Origin of the sequence: Streptococcus parasanguinis (genome assembly GCF_023109675.1) — a bacterium.
GTDB classification, from domain to species: domain Bacteria; phylum Bacillota; class Bacilli; order Lactobacillales; family Streptococcaceae; genus Streptococcus; species Streptococcus parasanguinis_I.
Map to the genome: position 1 here is coordinate 1 of NZ_JALDUR010000020.1, position 14524 is coordinate 14524.

Genomic DNA, 14524 nt, shown 5'->3' on the forward strand with positions numbered 1-14524 from the left:
ATGGGACTTTTTGTGTACACTCAAAAAGCTCTATAATCTCTACAGTGGTTTTTACCCACTACAGAAATTATAGAGCCGAAAAAGTCGAGTGAAGTCACTTGGCTTTTTTTTAGTGACTTTTGTCATGTGAGCGAGTGACAAAATTATCTAGTGGCTGTTATTTTCTTTCGCTATAATATAGTCAGAAAGTAAGAGGTAAGGAAAAATGAAACAATGGTTCTATAAAGTGTTTACGTTAACAGTGGTGGGGATGGTCGTCTATTTGATCTTTTCAAAGGATGATAGTCTCTATTACCATTTCCCTTGGGAATTATTTGCTGGGATTGGCATCATGAGCTGGGCGGTTCAAGAAGGATTGAAAATGATCAAGGATGTTAAAAAGGAAATGGAGCAGTGAAAAAAACGGGAGTGACCTTGGTTGTTTTTGTCATCATTCCAGCTAGCCAAGCCTGCTTGAAAGGAGAGTATCATGAGCGTCATTAGAGTAGAGAACTTGAACAAAAGCATCAAAGGAAAAGTCATTTTAGAAGATCTTTCTTTTGCGGTTGAACGGGGGGATTGTCTGGCCTTAATCGGGCCAAACGGAGCTGGGAAAACAACCTTGATGAACTGTCTTCTGGGAGATATGAAAGTGACTTCTGGAATCATTGAAGTAGAAGGGAAGGCTCCTGGTCATCCTCGATTAAAGGCTAGTGTGTCCTATCTCCCTCAAGAGAATGCAATCGTTCAAAAGTTAACCGTGCAAGAACTGATCAACTTCTTTCGCTCTATTTATCCCAACCCCTTAACAGGGGAAGAAATTGATGATCTATTGCGTTTTACTCCAGAACAAAAGAAGCAATTAGCCAGTAAGCTGTCTGGTGGGCAAAAGCGTCTCTTATCCTTTGTGTTGACCTTGATTGGTTGTCCGAGTCTTTTGTTTTTGGACGAGCCAACTGCTGGAATGGATACGTCCACCCGCCAACGCTTTTGGGAGATCGTCGGGCATTTAAAGGAAGAAGGGGTGACCATTGTCTATTCTTCGCATTACATCGAGGAAGTAGAACATACAGCTGATCGGATCCTGGTCTTGCATCAGGGCCATTTGCTTCGGGATACGACACCTCTCGCTATGAGAAGCGAAGAGGTAGAAAAACATTTCACCCTACCTCTACGCTACCAAGCTCTAGTGGCAGAGATGGAAGGTATTGGTGAAGTGGTCATTAAACCCGATGCCCTTCAGGTTGTGACACGGGATGCCAATCGTTTGTGGACTCGATTACAAGAAGAAGGATGTTCGATCCAAGAAATCGAAGTAAGCAATCGAAGTTTATTGGATTCTATTTTTGAAAATACAAAGGAAGTAGGTAGAGAAGATGAAACGCATGAAAGCTCTCGGCGTGGTTGAGTGGCATTTGACTAGACGCCAAGCCATTTATTACTTGTTATCAATTGGGATGCCCACGGCCTTTTATCTCTTCTTTTCAGGGATGTACCAGGAAACACCAGGAGCACCTGCTCACTTTATGAGGGATTATCTCCTTTCTATGACGGCATTTTCTATGATGTCTACGGCTATCTTTTCTTTTCCAACCGTTCTTGAAACCGATCGACTCAATAATTGGCAAAAAGTCTTGCGCCATACCCCCGTATCTATGGTAGAATATTATCTAATAAAGGTTGTGGGTCTCTTTGTCGATTTTCTCCTATCGATTGTAGTTGTCTTTACCGTGGGCCATGTGGTGCGGCATGTGAATATGTCCCTACAGGATTGGGTCTTAGCAGCCTTTATTCTCATCCTAGGAAGTCTAGCTTTTGTGGCTCTCGGTCTGGTTTTGACCCTGCTTCCTTCCAGTCAATTGATGTCTGTTGTGGGCAATCTCCTTTACATGGGGCTGGCTGTCATGGGTGGTCTTTGGATGCCCATTAGCATCTTTCCAGAATGGATGCAAGCCATTGGCAAATGCCTTCCAACCTATCAATTGATGGAACTGATTAAGACCTTTTTAAACAAGGGACAGGTCAATGTCTTTGCGAGTGTCTATTTAACCTTGTTTACCCTGGTCTTGTTTGCCCTTGTTATCGTTTATCGTCGTCATTCTGAGGTTCGTTCATGATTGAAAAACTCAAACATATTCACCATATGTTTTACGTAGGCTTAATCTTTATGGCCTTTCCCTTTGCTTCTATTTTCTTAGGGCAGATTCCCTGGTGGCATTTCTTTTTAGCCATCTTCTTTATGATAAGCTATCTAGGTATCCTCATTACTGAAAATAAGAAACTGACCTGGCTTTTTTGGATTTATCTTCTGCTGTATATTGCAGGAAATACCTTTTTTGTTGGAACTAGCTTTTGTTGGTTTTACTATTATGTGAGCAATATTTTGATCTATCGTTTTGGGATTCGCGATTTTCGCTCGCCCTTTCTTTGGACGGCTGTTGGATCACTACTGATCCTTTTTGGAGCTCTATTATTTAATAGGGAGATGAGAGAAAATGATTGGCTTTTTGTCCTGATCGTCTCTTTGTTTATCGCGGTTATGACCTTTAGTATGGTTCGGATGGAGATGATGGAAGAGTTGAAAGTTGACCATGCCAAGCAAAACGCCCAGATCAATCTCTTGCTGGCAGAAAACGAGCGCCATCGGATTGGCCGTGATCTGCATGACAGTCTAGGACACACCTTTGCCATGCTGAGTGTCAAGGCGGACCTAGCTGATCAATTCTTGGCATTGGGTCAGGTTGAGAAGGCCCAGGAGCAGGTGCAAGAGATTCAAGCCATCAGTCAAGAGTCCATGCACCAAGTCCGAGAGATTGTGGAGAACTTGAAGCAGCGAACCCTGGCAAGAGAGCTAGAAACCGTCAAGCAAATGCTGGAAGTGGCGCAAGTCAAAGTGGAGATCCAAAACGATCTCGATACAGCCAGCATCTCGCCGATCCTAGAGTCTGCTCTGGCCATGGTGTCTCTGGAATTAGCTACCAATATGATCAAACATGCCAAAGCAACGCAAGCTCTTCTATCTTATCGCTCCACCAAGACAGGTGTGGAAATGGTCGCAGAAGATGATGGGATTGGCTTTGACAAAGTCTCTGACAAGGACTTGCACTCGATTCGCGAACGGATTGCCTTGTTGGGAGGAGAGCTGGAGATCAGTCATCAACACAAGCCGACCCGGATAGAAATACGGATCCCCTATCAAGAAAGGAAATAAGATGCGCTTATTAGTTGCAGAAGACCAAAGTATGTTGCGCGATGCCCTCTGCCAGCTTTTGCTTTTGCAAGAGGATGTAGACGAAGTCTTGCAGGCTGGAGATGGGCAAGAAGCCATTCACTTACTAGAAACCCATCCAGTTGATATTGCTATCTTAGATATTGAGATGCCCATCAAAACAGGACTAGAAGTGTTGGAATGGGCCAAACGTCAACAACCCCAGCTCAAGGTTGTCATCGTTACCACTTTTAAGCGGCCGGGTTACTTTGAGCGGGCCCTTAAGGCTGGAGTCGATGCCTATGTCTTAAAAGAACGTCGCATTACAGATTTGATGGCGACTCTTCATGCAGTTTTAGCAGGGCAAAAAGAATATTCACCAGAATTAATGGAAGGAATATTGACCCATCCCAATCCTCTAAGCCCTCAGGAGCAAGCGGTCCTAAAAGAAGTCGCTAAAGGGGCTTCTAACCAAGAAATTGCTGATCGCTTATTTCTTTCAAACGGAACCATCCGCAATTACATGTCGGCTATTTTGACTAAGTTGGATGCGGAAAATCGGACGGAGGCAGCAAGGATTGCCCAAGAAAAGGGTTGGTTATAAGGAAGAAAAGAGAGTGGGACAGAAATCGGTAATTCGTTAGAATTCGATTTCGTCGTCCCACCTCCGCACAGTTGAGTAGGGCTGTAAAAGCTGATGAAATCAGCGTAGTAGAGCCCACTCAACCACTGCGTCTTGCTCGACAATCCAAAAACAATTGAGAGGCTAGGACTTTTGTCCCAGCCTCTTTTTTGATTGGATTGTTCTTTTTTAGAGAAACTCTCATTATTCGGATTTGGATAGAAAATTCAGAAAATTTACTATTTTTCCTTGAAATATTTCCTAAAAATGGTATGATAGTAGCATGCTCATTTGAGAAACAAAGTACTGGAAAGGAGAGACATGGAGAAAATTACCTTAGAAACTGCGAAAACCGGTTCAGAACTTGTCCTTGAAACCCTGCGTGATTTGGGAATCGATACGATTTTTGGTTATCCTGGTGGAGCCGTTTTGCCTTTATACGATGCTATTTATAGCTTTGAAGGTATCAAGCATATTCTTGGACGACACGAACAAGGGTGCTTGCATGAAGCTGAAGGCTATGCCAAATCAACTGGGAAGTTGGGTGTCGCAGTCGTCACGAGTGGACCGGGGGCTACAAATGCCATTACAGGGATTGCAGATGCCATGAGCGACAGTGTGCCTTTATTAGTCTTTACTGGACAAGTTAATCGCGCTGGAATCGGGAAGGACGCCTTCCAAGAAGCGGATATTGTGGGAATTACCATGCCCATTACCAAGTACAATTATCAAGTACGTGAGACGGCAGACCTTCCGCGGATTATTACAGAAGCTGTCCATATCGCTACTACGGGTCGTCCAGGTCCTGTCGTCATTGACCTACCGAAAGACGTCTCTGCTATAGAGACAGATTTCATCTATGAACCAAGTGTGAAGCTTCCAAGCTACCAGCCAACCATTGAACCAAATGAATTGCAAATCAAAAAGATTTTGAAGCAATTGAGTAAGGCTAAAAAACCAGTTCTTCTTGCTGGTGGTGGGGTAAGTTACGCTGGGGCTGCAAAAGAGTTGATTGCTTTTGCAGAGCGCTATCAGATTCCAGTAGTGACCAGTCTTTTAGGTCAAGGAACGATTGCGACCAGTCATCCTCTTTTCCTAGGAATGGGAGGAATGCACGGATCCTTCGCTGCTAATATTGCCATGACAGAGACGGATTTCATGATTAGTGTTGGTTGTCGATTTGATGACCGTTTAACAGGTAATCCAAAAACTTTCGCTAAGAATGCTAAGGTTGCCCACATCGATATTGATCCTGCAGAGATTGGCAAAATCATTGCAATTGACATTCCAGTTGTCGGCGATGCGAAGAAGGCCTTGCAGCAGTTACTAGCAGAGCCAACGGTTCATAACAATACAGAAAAATGGATCGAAAAGGTAACCCAAGATAAGAACCGGGTTCGTTCTTACGATAAGAAAGAACGGGTTGTACAGCCACAAGCTGTGATCGAACGCATTGGAGAGTTGACCAAGGGTGACGCTATTGTCGTCACAGACGTTGGACAACACCAAATGTGGGCAGCTCAATACTATCCTTACCAAAATGAGCGCCAATTGGTGACTTCAGGTGGTCTAGGAACGATGGGATTCGGTGTTCCTGCAGCTATCGGAGCGAAAATTGCCAATCCAGATAAAGAAGTTGTTCTCTTTGTCGGAGATGGTGGTTTCCAAATGACCAACCAGGAATTGGCGATCTTAAATATTTATAAAGTTCCCATCAAGGTCGTTATGCTCAACAACCACTCGCTTGGGATGGTCCGTCAATGGCAAGAAGCCTTCTATGATGGTCGGACATCAGAGTCAGTCTTTGATAGCCTTCCAGATTTCCAATTGATGGCGCAAGCCTACGGGATCAAGAATTATAAATTTGATAATCCTGAAACCCTAGAGAAGGATTTGGAAGTCATCACAGAAGATGTACCAATGTTCATCGAAGTAGACATTTCTCGGAAAGAGCATGTCTTACCGATGGTACCAGCTGGTAAGAGTAATCATGAGATGTTGGGGGTGAAGTTTAATGCGTAGAATGTTAACAGCCAAACTTCAAAACCGCTCAGGTGTTCTGAACCGCTTTACAGGAGTTCTATCGAGACGTCAAGTCAATATCGAAAGTATCTCTGTTGGCGCAACAGAAAATCCTAACGTATCGCGGATTACCATCATCATTGATGTTGCTTCGCACGATGAAGTGGAGCAAATCATCAAACAGCTCAACCGCCAGGTGGATGTGATCCGTGTACGGGATATCACGGATAAACCACACTTGGAGCGCGAAGTGATCTTGGTGAAAGTTTCTGCACCAGCTGAGAAACGGGCAGAGATCTTGGCCATCATCCAACCGTTCCGTGCGACAGTGGTCGATGTAGCTCCGAGCTCGATTACCGTTCAAATGACGGGAAATGCAGAAAAGAGCGAGGCCCTCATTCGTGTCATTCGCCCGTATGGGATTAAAAACATCGCGCGCACCGGTGCAACCGGATTTACTCGAGATTAATTCTCACCTTAACATTGTTAACCCCGCCTTAAAAAGGCAAATAATAAAATAGAAAAGAGATTTTACTTATGGCAGTTCAAATGGAATACGAAAAAGACGTTAAAGTACCAGCACTTGATGGTAAAAAGATCGCCGTTATCGGTTATGGTTCACAAGGTCATGCCCACGCACAAAACTTGCGTGATTCAGGTCATGATGTGATCATCGGTGTGCGTCCTGGTAAATCATTCGATAAAGCAAAAGAAGATGGTTTTGAAGCTTACCCAGTTGCAGAAGCAACTAAATTGGCTGATATCATCATGATCTTGGCACCAGACGAAATCCAAAAAGATATCTACAAAGATGAAATCGCTCCAAACTTGAGCGCTGGTAAAGCTCTCGGATTTGCTCATGGTTTCAATATCCACTTTGGTTACATCAAAGCTCCTGAAGACGTAGATGTCTTCATGGTTGCACCAAAAGGACCAGGTCACTTGGTACGTCGTACTTACACTGAAGGATTTGGTGTACCAGCACTTTACGCTGTCTACCAAGATGCTACTGGTAACGCCAAAGACATCGCAATGGACTGGGCAAAAGGTGTTGGTTCAGCACGTGTTGGTCTTCTTTCAACAACCTTCAAAGAAGAAACAGAAGAAGATTTGTTTGGTGAACAAGCCGTTCTTATGGGTGGTTTGACAAGCTTGATCGAAGCTGGATTTGAAGTTTTGACAGAAGCTGGTTATGCCCCTGAATTGGCTTACTTCGAAGTACTTCACGAAATGAAATTGATCGTTGACTTGATCTACGAAGGTGGCTTCAAGAAAATGCGTCAATCATGTTCAAATACTGCAGAATTTGGTGATTTTGTAACTGGTCCACGTGTTATCGGTCCAGAAGTAAAAGAAAACATGAAAGCTGCCCTTGCTGATATCCAATCAGGTAAATTTGCGCGTGAATTCGTTGAAGACCACGATGCTGGTTTCCCACGTTTGAAAGCCTTCCGCAAACAAGCTGAAGAACTTGAAATTGAAAAAGTTGGTGCTGAATTGCGTAAAGCAATGCCATTCGTTGGTCAAAACGACGATGACGCCTTCAAAATCTACAACTAATTGTCTGTAGAAGACTAAGCAAGTTGGGACACCCTGGCTTGCTTTTTTGATCAATACACAGCAACAGAGGTAAGAAATGATAACAGCAAAAGATGTGGCCAAGGCCCATAAAATATTAAGTGGAGTCGTTGTCAATACGCCCCTTGAATACGACCACTATTTATCTGAAAAATATGGGGCAAAGATTTATTTGAAAAAAGAAAACGCCCAACGTGTTCGTTCGTTTAAGATTCGTGGAGCGTATTTTGCAATTTCTCAACTCTCAAAAGAAGAGCGTGAGCGTGGGGTAGTGTGTGCATCTGCGGGAAACCACGCGCAAGGGGTTGCTTATACTTGTAATGAAATGAAGATTCCAGCGACCATCTTCATGCCGATTACAACACCGCAACAAAAGATCGGCCAAGTCCGCTTCTTTGGTGGGGATTATGTAACAATTAAGTTGGTTGGGGATACCTTTGACGCGTCAGCTAAGGCGGCACAAGAATTTACTCTTGCAGAAAAACGGACCTTTATTGACCCGTTTGATGATCCAAACGTACAGGCTGGTCAAGGAACAGTGGCCTACGAAATCCTTGAGGAAGCTCGAAAAGAATCGATTGCTTTTGATGCAGTTCTCGTTCCTGTTGGTGGAGGAGGCCTCATTTCAGGTGTCTCAACCTATATCAAAGAAACAGAACCTAGGATTGAGGTCATTGGGGTAGAGGCTGAAGGGGCGCGCTCCATGAAGGCTGCTTTTGAAGCAGGGGGCCCAGTCAAATTACCAGAAATTGATAAATTTGCGGATGGGATTGCCGTGCAAAAAGTGGGACAATTAACCTATGAAGTAACCCGTCAGCATGTGGAAACCCTGGTTGGGGTTGATGAAGGTTTGATTTCAGAGACTTTGATTGATCTTTATTCTAAGCAAGGAATTGTTGCCGAACCAGCGGGAGCTGCTAGTGTGGCATCTCTAGAGATCTTGCGCGAATACATCAAGGGTAAAACGATCTGTTGTATTATCTCAGGTGGGAATAATGATATTAACCGCATGCCTGAAATGGAAGAACGTGCCTTGATCTACGATGGAGTGAAACACTACTTTATCGTAAACTTCCCACAACGTCCAGGGGCCCTTCGCGAGTTTGTAAATGATATCTTAGGGCCAAATGATGATATCACACGTTTTGAATACATCAAGCGCGCTAGTAAGGGAACAGGCCCTGTCTTGATTGGGGTCACTTTAGCCAATAAACATGACTATGCAGGCTTGGTCAACCGTATCGAGCGTTTTGATCCGTCTTTCATTAACTTGAACGGCAATGAAACACTCTATAATATGCTCGTCTGAGTATCATACAGAAACAATCGACCATTTAAGCAATATATTTTTAAGGAATATATTGCTTTTTTATCAATACTTGTGATATGATATGCGTAAATTAAAAGGAGGAACTTTTTATGCCTGGATTTATTATCTTTTCTTTATTCTTGCTACTGGTTGCAGGATTCATTGTGATTAGCTCACTATATGTGGTCAAGCAACAATCCGTTGCCATCATCGAGCGCTTCGGACGTTATCAAAAAATTAGCGATAGTGGTATTCATATGCGAGCGCCTTTTGGTATCGATAAAATTGCAGCACGAGTTCAGTTGCGCGTCTTGCAGAGTGAGATTGTGGTTGAAACAAAAACTCAGGATAACGTATTCGTTACCATGAATGTGGCGACGCAATACCGAGTGAACGAAAGCAACGTAAAGGATGCCTACTACAAGTTGATGCGTCCAGAATCACAGATTAAATCATACATTGAAGATGCTCTTCGTTCTTCTGTGCCTAAGTTGACCTTGGATGAATTATTTGAGAAAAAAGATGAAATCGCTCTTGAAGTTCAAAAACAAGTGGCAGAAGAGATGTCAACTTATGGATATATTATTGTAAAAACCTTGATCACCAAAGTTGAGCCAGATGCCGAAGTGAAACAATCCATGAACGAGATCAATGCGGCGCAAAGAAAACGCGTGGCAGCTCAGGAATTGGCAGAAGCAGACAAGATCAAGATCGTTACTGCTGCCGAAGCTGAGGCGGAAAAAGACCGTTTGCACGGGGTTGGTATTGCCGAGCAACGGAAGGCCATTGTCGATGGATTGGCAGACTCTATTAAAGAGTTAAAAGGCGCGAATGTAGACTTGACCGAAGAACAAATCATGTCAATTCTCTTAACCAACCAGTACTTAGATACCTTAAATAATTTTGCAGATAAAGAAGGGAATAATACGATTTTCCTACCAGCAAACCCAGATGGTGTCGAAAACATTCGTACACAAATATTATCCGCCTTGAAAGCAAAGTAAACTTTTTATCATTTTTTAAAAAAGGTTCGTATTTTCAGCGATTTTAGTTGACAAAATGTGCAAAACAATTTATATTAGTATTGGAAATAATAATATAGGAGAAAGATCATGGCTAAATCGAACTTTGAAAAAGTAGAATCAGTTGTTGGATGGGTACGCGATAAGAAAATTACAGGGTATCGTATCAGCAAAGAAACAAATGCCCGTGAAATGTCTATCATTGCCTTGGCTCAAGGACGTGCAAAAGTTAAGAATATCTCGTTTGAAACTGCACTTGGATTGATTGATTTTTATGACAAAAATCATCAAAAATTCGAAGATTAATTTGTTGTTCCAATTGAAAACCAGAGAGTGTGCTCTCTGGTTTTTTTCTATGCCTCAAAAGCAGAAGCGGTACAAAAAACAGCTTGCTTCCATACTGGTAAGCAAACTGTTTCAAGAGATTAATGTAAGAAGCGTTGAAGGAATTCCTTGGTCCGTTCTTCTTTTGGATTGCTAAAGATTTCTTTTGGATCTCCTTGCTCAGCGATGACACCCTTGTCCATGAAGATGACCCGGCTAGAGACATCGCGGGCAAATTCCATTTCGTGGGTGACGACAATCATGGTGAGTCCTTCTTTTGCCAGGTCCTGCATGATTTTCAAGACTTCCCCAACCATTTCTGGGTCTAGGGCAGAAGTTGGTTCATCGAAGAGAATGGCATCAGGATCCATAGAGAGAGCACGTGCGATGGCGACCCGTTGCTTTTGACCACCTGAAAGTTGTTTCGGACGGGCAGCCCAATATTGAGATCCCATACCGACTTTTTCAAGGTTTTCCTTTGCAACTTTCTCTGCAGTTTCACGATCGCGCTTGAGGACGGTTGTTTGTGCAACGATCGTATTTTCCAAGACGTTTAAATTTTCGAAGAGATTAAAGCTTTGGAAAACCATCCCCAATTTCTCGCGGTAGTGGGTAAGATCATACTCAGGATCAAGAACATTTTGTCCACGATAGAGAATCTCTCCAGCAGTAGGAGTCTCTAGAAGATTGATGGAGCGAAGGAAGGTTGATTTTCCGCTACCAGAGCTCCCGATGATGGAGATCACCTCTCCTTTTTCAACCGTAAGGGAAATATCTTTCAAGACTTCATTTTGACCATAAGATTTTTTTAAATGTTGAATTTCAAGAATTTTTTCTGCCATTATTTCACCTCATTGACTTGCATTTGATTGGCACCTGTAGTATAAGTATCAGAATCTAAGCGACGTTCGATGTAGCGAAGAATTCGTGTGATGGTAAAGGTGAGAACGAAGTAAATCACAGCGATGATCGTAAAGGTTGGGAAGTATTGATAGTTTTGAGTTGCGATCGTATTTCCTGTAAAGTACAGTTCAACTACAGAGATAACATTCAAAACAGATGTATCCTTGATGTTAATAACAAATTCATTCCCTGTTGCTGGCAAGATATTGCGAACAACCTGTGGAAGGACGACCTTGCGCATGGTTTGTCCATGGGTCATTCCTAGAGCAGTCGCTGCTTCAAACTGACCTGGATCCACTGCTAAGATCCCACCACGAACAATCTCACTCATATAAGCTCCGGTATTGATGGATACGATAAAGATGGCGGCCCAGGTACGATCCAAGGAAATGTTGAAGGCTTGGGCGGAACCGTAGAAAATGACCATGGATTGAACGATCATCGGAGTTCCACGGAAGATTTCAATGTAGACATTGAGGAACCAACCAAAGGCAGTTTGGCATCCAGCAAGGAATTTATTTTTAGCCTTCGGAGCTGTCCGGAAGACACCGATTAACAAACCGATAATCAACCCAGCGATAGTTCCAGTCATAGAGATTAAGAGGGTCATTCCAGTTCCCCGTAGGAACTGTGGGCCATTATCCTTTAAAATCTTCATCATTTGGCTAAAGAATGTCTGCTTATCATCACTAGCATCACTGGAAGCTGGTTGCTTCTTAATCATATCATCCATGAGTTTGACTTGGTCTTCAGACGAAATCTTAGCTAGTGCGGCATTGACTTGGTCAATTCTAGTGTCACCCTTCTTCATCCCGATAGCGATAGTCGCATCTTCTTCCCCAACTTCAAATCCTTTTTTGAATTGAATCATCTTAAATTTAGAATTAGCGGACTCGGCGGTTAGGGCTTCGGGACGTTCAGAAACATAGGCATCAATAACACCCGATTCTAAAGCTTGACGCATCTGGGCAAAATCACCCATTGCAGTTTCTTGTTTCGCACCCTTGAGTTGGGAAATGAGAGAATAGAGGTAGACCCCTTGTTGAGAGGTGACCTTTGCATCCTTAAAGTCATCTAAGGTAGTAGCATTTGCATAGTTTCCGTCTCTGCGGACCAGCATGACCGGCTCGCTGGTATAGTAGCTATTAGAGAAGGCGACCTCTTTTTTACGTTCAGCAGTGGGACTCATCCCAGCGATAATCATATCGATTTTACCAGAAGTGAGGGCTGGAATTAAACCGTTCCAAGATGTTTTTACGATCAGAGGTTTTTTACCTAACTCCTCAGCAACTTTTTTGGCGATTTGGACATCGTACCCATTGGCATATTGATTGGTACCGTCAATTTTAACAGCTCCATTTGCATCATCTTCTTGGGTCCAGTTGAAAGGAGCGTAGGCCGCTTCCATTCCGATTCGTAAATAGTCATCTGCATGAGCAACCTGTGTGATCCCCAGGCAAATGAAAAGCCCTGTTAAGAGCGCGAATAATGTTTTTTTCATTTTTTCTCCTCTTCCTTATTTTAACTCTTCCTATTGTACGGTAAAATAGGTTGCATTTCAAGCATGCTCCTCTTTTTATTTAAAAAATGCTATAATAATACAAAGGAGCGTGATCAAATGAAAAAGTATTTGTATGTTTTTTTCGCCTTTCTGGCCTGCCTTTTTGTCAGTCAGAATGTCCAGGCATCTAGCCCTTCTTATGATGTATTGTACTATGGTGGAACCTTGACCTTGGACACCTGGGACGACGCCACCTATGAGGAGGAGTTGGTCTATTATTTCAAAGATTCTTACAGAGGGCAGTATGTTAGTCTAGGAACAGCGGGGAATATGCCACAAGGCTTCGCAATTGAGATACCGCCAAAGGTTGAGGTGGAAGGCCGTGATCTTCAAAGAGAACCCGAGATTACGAATCTAGGTGATGGCTACCGAGTGAAAATTTATAACGGTGGTGTGGCGACAGATACAGTCAAAATTAAAGTCACATGGAAATTAAAAAATCTTCTTTATTCACACAAGGATATCTTGCAGTTGAACTGGAAACCAATTACTGATGGTGATCAGAAGGTGGATGAAGTTCAATTTCGTGTCATTCCTAAGTTCGCACCAGCCAATGCCCAATCGGAACTGTATATCCATACAGCCTTTATGGGACCAGATGTGACTGTAAAAAAAGAAGATGGAATCTATTCTGCTACTTTCTATAACTTAGGCAAGGGAAAAGCGGTGGAGTTGTATGGATACTGGTTGAAGTCAGACTTATCTACTTTGTATGATTCTGGTCGAAATACAGGATTGACCAAATTGGATGAATTTCATAAGAACCAAGCCAAAATTGAACAAGAAAAATACTGGACACGCATGTTTTGGAAATGGATCTTGCCAGCCTTCATTATTGCACTCTGGCTTCTTTCTCTCTTGGGTCGCAATCGGTTCAAAAAAATGATTTGGCCTGGTGTGGCCTATCCAACCGATACTCGTCTTTATGAGATTCCACAGGACATTGCACCTCTAATTATGAGTTCGGTTGTTTATTCAGCTGAATTAGACGAGGCCTCCCCGACCAATAAAGAGAAGGCGACTCCTCCGGTATTTACATTTGAAAAAATGCTTCAAGCCACTTTGCTGGATTTGATGGATCGTGGAGTGATTGTCTACGAGCAACAAGGAAATGAAGTCGTTTTGACCAGGAAGTCTCATGGACATGTGGATGATTTTGAACGCTCTTTTATGAATATGGCTTTTGGGGATCAGGTTTCCTGTACCGTTAAAGATCTCTTTAAGAATTATGAATTTAGTGATGACGTATACAAACATGCCAAAAAAGCAGATCAAGATGCTATTCGTTCGCTAGGAAGTAGGGCTCAGGGTCGCTTTGATGCTGCTGTCAACCAAGTGGCCAGAGATGTTCATCGCAAGGTGGAAGATCTCCATTTGCCAAGCTACTATCGTCCTTTAGAAGCAAAAGAAGAAGCGCAAGCTAGACGAAGCCTCTTCTTTGGTTGGGCTGCTTGGTTTATCGCCCTTGGAGCAGAAATCTTTGCCATCTTTGGGATGGGTTGGTTCTCGGTTCCTTGTTTGATAGGGATCCTCATACTTTGGTTTATGCCAGTGCGCTTCAATGGTGTCTTTAAAGCATGCTTACGAGATGGGGTTGTCAATCTTGCGGGTGCGGAGCAACGCTATTACTGGGATAGTTTTGGTCGGATGTTAAAAGAGATTGCTCACCTCAACGATGCAGAGTTGCAGTCTCTTGTCCTATGGAACCGATTATTGGTCTATGCGGCCTTGTATGGTGTAGCCGATCAGGTCACAAAGGTCATGAAACTTCGGAATATTCAGTTAGAAAATCAAGCCTTAAACGCCTTCGTTTACACCCCATTCTATCATGATGTGAGCCACTCAAGTCATGCCATGTCTACTTATGGATCGACAGCATCGACAGCTAGTCATTTCACAGTTTCTTCTGGTAGTGGAGGAGGCTTCTCTGGCGGAGGAGGCGGAGGAGGCTTTGGTGCCTTCTAAGCAGTACTAAGAATGGTCTTAGTCTCTCTTT

General features: G+C 43.1%; 14 protein-coding genes. 12 read left to right on the forward strand and 2 right to left on the reverse strand.

Features of this window, described 5'->3' with window-relative positions; all coding sequences use genetic code 11:
• The first annotated feature begins 205 nt into the window (after positions 1 to 205).
• From M1G14_RS10205 to M1G14_RS10255, 11 genes are all read left to right on the forward strand, one after another.
• Positions 206 to 397 (forward strand): hypothetical protein, encoded by a 192-nt coding sequence (locus M1G14_RS10205; RefSeq protein ID WP_061591342.1) that lies wholly within the window; start codon positions 206 to 208, stop codon positions 395 to 397.
• A 72-nt stretch (positions 398 to 469) separates the two neighbouring features.
• The gene (locus tag M1G14_RS10210; protein WP_061591341.1) at positions 470 to 1387 is read left to right on the forward strand and encodes an ABC transporter ATP-binding protein; all 918 of its coding nucleotides are present in this window, start codon (positions 470 to 472) and stop codon (positions 1385 to 1387) included.
• The gene (locus tag M1G14_RS10215; RefSeq protein WP_061591340.1) at positions 1356 to 2096 is read left to right on the forward strand and encodes an ABC transporter permease; all 741 of its coding nucleotides are present in this window, start codon (positions 1356 to 1358) and stop codon (positions 2094 to 2096) included. Before M1G14_RS10210 ends, M1G14_RS10215 begins: the two co-directional genes overlap by 32 nt.
• A complete protein-coding gene (locus tag M1G14_RS10220) occupies positions 2093 to 3190 on the forward strand; it encodes a sensor histidine kinase (RefSeq protein ID WP_061591339.1) in 1098 nt (365 codons plus the stop codon). Before M1G14_RS10215 ends, M1G14_RS10220 begins: the two co-directional genes overlap by 4 nt.
• A gap of 1 nt (position 3191) precedes the next feature.
• A complete protein-coding gene (locus M1G14_RS10225; RefSeq protein WP_061591338.1) occupies positions 3192 to 3791 on the forward strand; it encodes a response regulator transcription factor in 600 nt (199 codons plus the stop codon).
• A gap of 339 nt (positions 3792 to 4130) precedes the next feature.
• Entirely contained in the window at positions 4131 to 5831 is a 1701-nt protein-coding gene (locus M1G14_RS10230) for an acetolactate synthase large subunit (RefSeq protein ID WP_049523042.1), read from the forward strand.
• The gene (ilvN, locus tag M1G14_RS10235) at positions 5824 to 6300 is read left to right on the forward strand and encodes an acetolactate synthase small subunit (RefSeq protein ID WP_003010242.1); all 477 of its coding nucleotides are present in this window, start codon (positions 5824 to 5826) and stop codon (positions 6298 to 6300) included. Before M1G14_RS10230 ends, ilvN begins: the two co-directional genes overlap by 8 nt.
• Before the next feature lie 68 nt (positions 6301 to 6368).
• The gene (gene ilvC / locus M1G14_RS10240; protein ID WP_003004157.1) at positions 6369 to 7391 is read left to right on the forward strand and encodes a ketol-acid reductoisomerase; all 1023 of its coding nucleotides are present in this window, start codon (positions 6369 to 6371) and stop codon (positions 7389 to 7391) included.
• Positions 7392 to 7467: 76 nt separating this feature from the next.
• Positions 7468 to 8718 (forward strand): threonine ammonia-lyase IlvA, encoded by a 1251-nt coding sequence (gene ilvA / locus M1G14_RS10245; RefSeq protein ID WP_049475094.1) that lies wholly within the window; start codon positions 7468 to 7470, stop codon positions 8716 to 8718.
• Positions 8719 to 8828: 110 nt separating this feature from the next.
• On the forward strand, positions 8829 to 9722 hold the full coding sequence (locus tag M1G14_RS10250) for an SPFH domain-containing protein (protein ID WP_049505898.1): 894 nt from the start codon (positions 8829 to 8831) through the stop codon (positions 9720 to 9722).
• Between the two features lie 108 nt (positions 9723 to 9830).
• On the forward strand, positions 9831 to 10046 hold the full coding sequence (locus tag M1G14_RS10255) for a capsule biosynthesis transcriptional regulator (RefSeq protein ID WP_003004771.1): 216 nt from the start codon (positions 9831 to 9833) through the stop codon (positions 10044 to 10046).
• Positions 10047 to 10165: 119 nt separating this feature from the next.
• On the opposite strand, the gene M1G14_RS10260 is transcribed toward M1G14_RS10255, so the two are convergent.
• Positions 10166 to 10906 carry an amino acid ABC transporter ATP-binding protein gene (locus M1G14_RS10260; protein ID WP_003010256.1) on the reverse strand — a complete coding sequence of 247 codons (741 nt, stop codon included), beginning with the start codon at positions 10904 to 10906 and terminating at the stop codon, positions 10166 to 10168.
• Complete coding sequence (locus M1G14_RS10265; RefSeq protein WP_049523043.1) at positions 10906 to 12468, reverse strand: ABC transporter substrate-binding protein/permease; 1563 nt, start codon at positions 12466 to 12468, stop codon at positions 10906 to 10908. Before M1G14_RS10265 ends, M1G14_RS10260 begins: the two co-directional genes overlap by 1 nt.
• A 117-nt stretch (positions 12469 to 12585) precedes the next feature.
• On the opposite strand from M1G14_RS10265, the gene M1G14_RS10270 reads away from it, so the two are divergent.
• Positions 12586 to 14493 carry a DUF2207 domain-containing protein gene (locus tag M1G14_RS10270; protein ID WP_247926576.1) on the forward strand — a complete coding sequence of 636 codons (1908 nt, stop codon included), beginning with the start codon at positions 12586 to 12588 and terminating at the stop codon, positions 14491 to 14493.
• The last annotated feature ends 31 nt before the right edge of the window (positions 14494 to 14524 follow it).